Origin of the sequence: Arthrobacter sp. HMWF013, from assembly GCF_003061105.1 — a bacterium.
In the GTDB taxonomy this organism is placed as follows: Bacteria; Actinomycetota; Actinomycetes; order Actinomycetales; family Micrococcaceae; genus Arthrobacter.
Map to the genome: position 1 here is coordinate 1 of NZ_QAIQ01000309.1, position 4,225 is coordinate 4,225.

4 protein-coding genes are annotated in these 4,225 nt (G+C 67.0%); all 4 read right to left on the reverse strand.

Features of this window, described 5'->3' with window-relative positions; genetic code table 11:
* The coding region (locus DBR22_RS11800) for an alpha-amylase family glycosyl hydrolase (RefSeq protein ID WP_258229161.1) at nt 1–752 on the reverse strand (752 nt) is incomplete at its 3' end.
* Nucleotides 749–1,660: a carbohydrate ABC transporter permease gene (locus DBR22_RS11805; RefSeq protein ID WP_108599175.1), complete on the reverse strand. Its 912-nt coding sequence runs from the start codon at nt 1,658–1,660 to the stop codon at nt 749–751. The genes DBR22_RS11805 and DBR22_RS11800, both read right to left, overlap by 4 nt.
* Nucleotides 1,657–2,703 (reverse strand): carbohydrate ABC transporter permease, encoded by a 1,047-nt coding sequence (locus tag DBR22_RS11810; RefSeq protein WP_181365146.1) that lies wholly within the window; start codon nt 2,701–2,703, stop codon nt 1,657–1,659. The genes DBR22_RS11805 and DBR22_RS11810 overlap by 4 nt, the downstream gene beginning before the upstream one ends.
* Before the next feature lie 92 nt (nt 2,704–2,795).
* Nucleotides 2,796–4,115: an ABC transporter substrate-binding protein gene (locus DBR22_RS11815; protein WP_108599176.1), complete on the reverse strand. Its 1,320-nt coding sequence runs from the start codon at nt 4,113–4,115 to the stop codon at nt 2,796–2,798.
* Nucleotides 4,116–4,225 lie beyond the last annotated feature (110 nt).

A 4,225-nucleotide genomic window follows, 5' to 3' on the forward strand; every position in this document is an offset into this window, starting at 1 on the left:
GTGGAGGGGGAGTCCGGCAGACCCTCGGCCTTGAACAGGGCGTGGGCGACGTCGATCCGGAGGCCGTCCACGCCCTTGTCGAACCAGAAGCGCAGCACGCCGTCGAAGTAGTCGCCCACGGCAGGGTTGCGCCAGTTCCAGTCCGGCTGCCCGGGCGAGAACAGGTGCAGGTACCAGTCTGTGTCTTTAGCAGATCCCGGGTTGGCGCGGCTCCAGGCCCGCCCGCCGAAGACGCTCTGCCAGTTGTTGGGCGGGACCCCGCCTTCGGCGGGGACGCCGTCAGCAGCGTCCCCGGCGGCAGCGCCGCCGTCGGACGCCACAGCCCGGCCCGGGACAAAGTGGAACATGTCCCGCTCCGGTGACCCCGGCCCGGCCGCCAAAGCAGCCTGGAACAAAGGGTGGGCCGAGGAGCAGTGGTTGGGGACGACGTCGAGCAGGATCCGCAGGCCCAGCGAGTGGGCGAGTTCCAGGAGCGCATCGAAGTCCGCCATGGTGCCGAACAGCGGGTCCACGCCGCAGTAATCGCTCACGTCGTAGCCCTGGTCCAGCTGGGGGGAGGGCTGGAAGGGGGTCATCCAGATGCCGTCCACGCCGAGCGAGGCGATGTATGGCAGCCGTGCGGCAAGCCCGGCGAGATCGCCCACCCCGTCCCCGTAGCCGTCGGCAAAGGAACGCGGATAGACCTGGTAGATCACGGCGGACTGCCACCACTGCGCGGCAGGACCCAGCGAGATTTCCTCCACCGGACTCATTTGCTGGCGCCCGCGGTGAGGCCTTCGACGATCCGCCGCTGGAAGATCAGCACCATAATGACCAACGGTACGGTGACGATCACGCCGGCGGCCATCTGCTCGCCGAACGGTGCCTGGAATTCGGTGGCACCGGTGAATTTGGAGATGGCCACCGTAGCGGTCTGGATCTTCGGATCGTTGATCATGGACAGCGCGATGATGAATTCGTTCCAGCTGTGGATGAAGGTCAGGATGGCGGTGGTGAAGACGCCCGGCGCGGCGAGCGGCAGCAGGACCCTGCGGAACGCCTGCCACTTGGTGCAGCCATCGATCATGGCGGCTTCCTCAAGGTCGAAGGGCAGCTGTTTCATGAAGGTGGTGAGGTTCCAGACCGCCAGCGGGATCGCGAAGGACAGGTTCGGCACGATCATGGCCTGGTAGGTGTTGATCCAGCCGATGTCCGTGAAGAGGCGCAGCAGCGGCACCACCACGGAGATGCCCGGGAACATGGACGTGGCGATGATGACGCCCAGGATCAGCGACTTGAAGCGGAAGTTCAGCCGGGAGATCGCGTAGGCCGCGAACACGCCCAGCACCAGCGCGAAAACGGTGGTGGTGCCGGCGACAATCAGCGAGTTCAGCAGCGCCTGGCCGAACATGGTGGAGCCGTCGAACACCTTGGCGTAGTTCTCCAGCGAGAACGGCGCCGGCAGCAGGGTGTTGTCGAAGATGTCCGCGGTGCGGCGGAGACTGGAAACGATCATCCAGTAGAACGGCGCCAGGCAGTAGGCGAAGATCAGGGCCAGTCCGGCGTAGACGGTGTAGGAGCGCCAGGTGCGCTGCTTCTTCACGCGGGGAGCGTCCGACGACGGCTGGTCGCCGGTGCGGTGGCCTTCAGTGCCGAGGCTGCGGAGGTCTGAGATGGTCATCGGGTGGCCTCGGTCTTCTTCTGTTCAGGGACAGCCTGCATGCGGGTTGCCTTAAGGCGGGATTTCCTGGAGATGCGCTTCAGTTCCTTGGCGCCGGTGACGTCGGCGCCGAGCACCTTCACGAACACGATGGCCACGACGGCGACGTACAGGAAGAGCATGACGGCGAACGCGGAGGCGGAGCCGTAGCGCAGCTGGTTGGATTCGTCCCAGGCCAGCATGGAGAGGGTTTCCACGGATTCCTTGCCGGGGCCGATCAGGACGAAGGGCAGATCGAACATCCGCAGCGCGTCGAGCATGCGGAACAGCACGGCCACCAGAAGGGTGGGCTTGACCAGCGGGAGGGTGATGGAGCCGAGCTGGCGCCACCAGCCGGCGCCGTCGATCTTGGCGGCTTCGTAGAGTTCGCCGGGGATGATCTGCATGCCGGCGAGGACCAGGAGGCCGATGAACGGGGCGGTCTTCCAGACTTCGGCGATGATGACGGCGAGCTTGGAGGCGTTACCCTCTGCGGTCCAGAGAATTTCGCTGCCTAGCAGGTTGTTGGCGATGCCGTCCGACTGGAAGATCCAGCGCCACAGCAGGCCGGAGACGGCGGTGGGCACGGCCCAGGGGACCAGGATGCTGGCCCGCAGGAAGGACCGGCCGCGGAAGGCGCGGTTCATGGCGAGCGCCAGGCACAGGCCCAGGACGGTCTCGAGGAACACCGTGGTGACGGTGAAGAAGGTGGTGTTGGCGAAGGCGTTCAGGAAGCGCCGGCCGGATTCGCCGGCGAACAGGTCCGCGTAGTTGGCCAGCCCCACGAAGGACTCCACGTCGGAGACGAAGCCGTCCGCGTCCAGGCCGGATTCGGCGCGGAACAGGGACTGGTGCACCGCGGAGAGCAGCGGGTACACAATGACCAGGGCCAGCACCAGGAGGGTGGGGGAGAGCAGCATCGCGGCCATGCGGCCTTCGCCGGGGGAGCGTTTGCCGCGTTTGCGGGGCGCGGCCGGCGGGGGCGCTGTGGCCTGCGCGCCGGCGGACGGGAGGGTGGTGGTCATGCGTGGTACCTCACTGGGGTTGCACTTGCTGGCCGGCCGTGGTGGACCGGCCGGCCAGGCAAGTGGTCCGGACTGCGGGGGTTGTTGCTGGGTTACTTGGACAGCTCGGTGAGCTTGGCCTGCATGTCGTTCAGGGCCGTGTCAGTGTCCTTGGCGCCGGTGATGGCCGCGTACGCCTCTTCCTGGATGGCCTTGGTGGTGGCACCGTACTGGACCACCTTGGGGCGGGGCTGGGCGTTGTTCAGCGAGGTCAGCAGCGTGGGAAAGAACGGGCGCTTGGCGACGACGGCGGGGTCCGCGAAGAGCGTGGCGTATACCGGGGCGCGGGAGCTGAGGGCGAGGCGCTTCTGGGCCTGCTCCTCGCTGGTGAAGAATTTGACGAACTCCAGCGCGGTGGCCTTGTTCGGGGTGAACGGGGAGATGGCCAGGCTGCGGCCGCCGAGGGTGGACACGCCGGGGCCGTCGGTGCCGGGGATGGCGGTGATGTCGAACTTGCCGGCCACCTTGCTGGAGCCGTCCGTGGCGCTCAGGGAGGCGTGCAGGAAGGGCCAGTTCCGCATGAACACGAGCTTGCCGTCCTGGAACGCGCGGCGGCCCTGCTCCTCGAGGTAGGTGATGGCGTCGGACGGGAAGAGCCCGTCCTTGAAACCGTCCACCAGCAGGTTCAGGCCTTCCTTGGCCTCGGCGGTGTTGACGGTGGGCTTGCCGTCGGCGTCCACCACGGTGCCGCCGGCGGAGGCCACGGCCTCGGCGAAGTTGACCGTGAGTGCCTCGTTCTTGTCGAACTGGCCGGTGTAGCAGGACATTCCGGCGGCTTCGGGCAGGGCCAGGATCTTGCCGCAGGCGGCCTTCATCTCGTCCCAGGTCTTGGGCGGTACGGCGATGCCGGCGGCCTTGAGAAGGTCGGAGCGGAAGTAGAACAGCGCGCCGTCGGTGTAGTAGGGGGCGCCCACCAGGGAGTCCCGGTACGTGGCGGCGTTGACCGTGGCGGGGATCATCTTCTCAGTGGGGACGGCGTCCTCGGGCAGCGGCAGGATCCACTTGTTGGCGGCGAACTCGGAAGTCCACACCACATCGAGGTTCAGCACGCTGAAGGTGTCCGATTTGATCTGGGCGTTCTGGATGAGCTGCTGGCGCTGCTGGTCAGCGGAGTCCGGCAGTTCGATGAACGTGACCTTCTCCTCCGGGTGGGCGGCGTTCCATTCCTCGATGGTCTTGTTCGCGGCACCGGAGGCATCGCGGTTGGAGACGTAGTTGATGGGGCCCTTGCCCTCGAAGGACGCGGCGGCGGCCTTCGGGGTGCTCTTCGCTTCCGGGGCAGTCCCGCCGCAGCCGGTGAGGGCCAGGGCGGTGACGGTCAGGGATGCGGTGGTGGCCAGAAGAGTCTGCCAGGGGTGGCGGCGCTGCCTCATGTGTTGCTCCTTCATTGGGGTTCTGCTTTCTTGGACGCAGGGGATGACGGACGACGGCGGCACGCGGAAGTGCCGGCTGTCGCCTGGGGTGGGGGTTGGCTGTGTTGGGG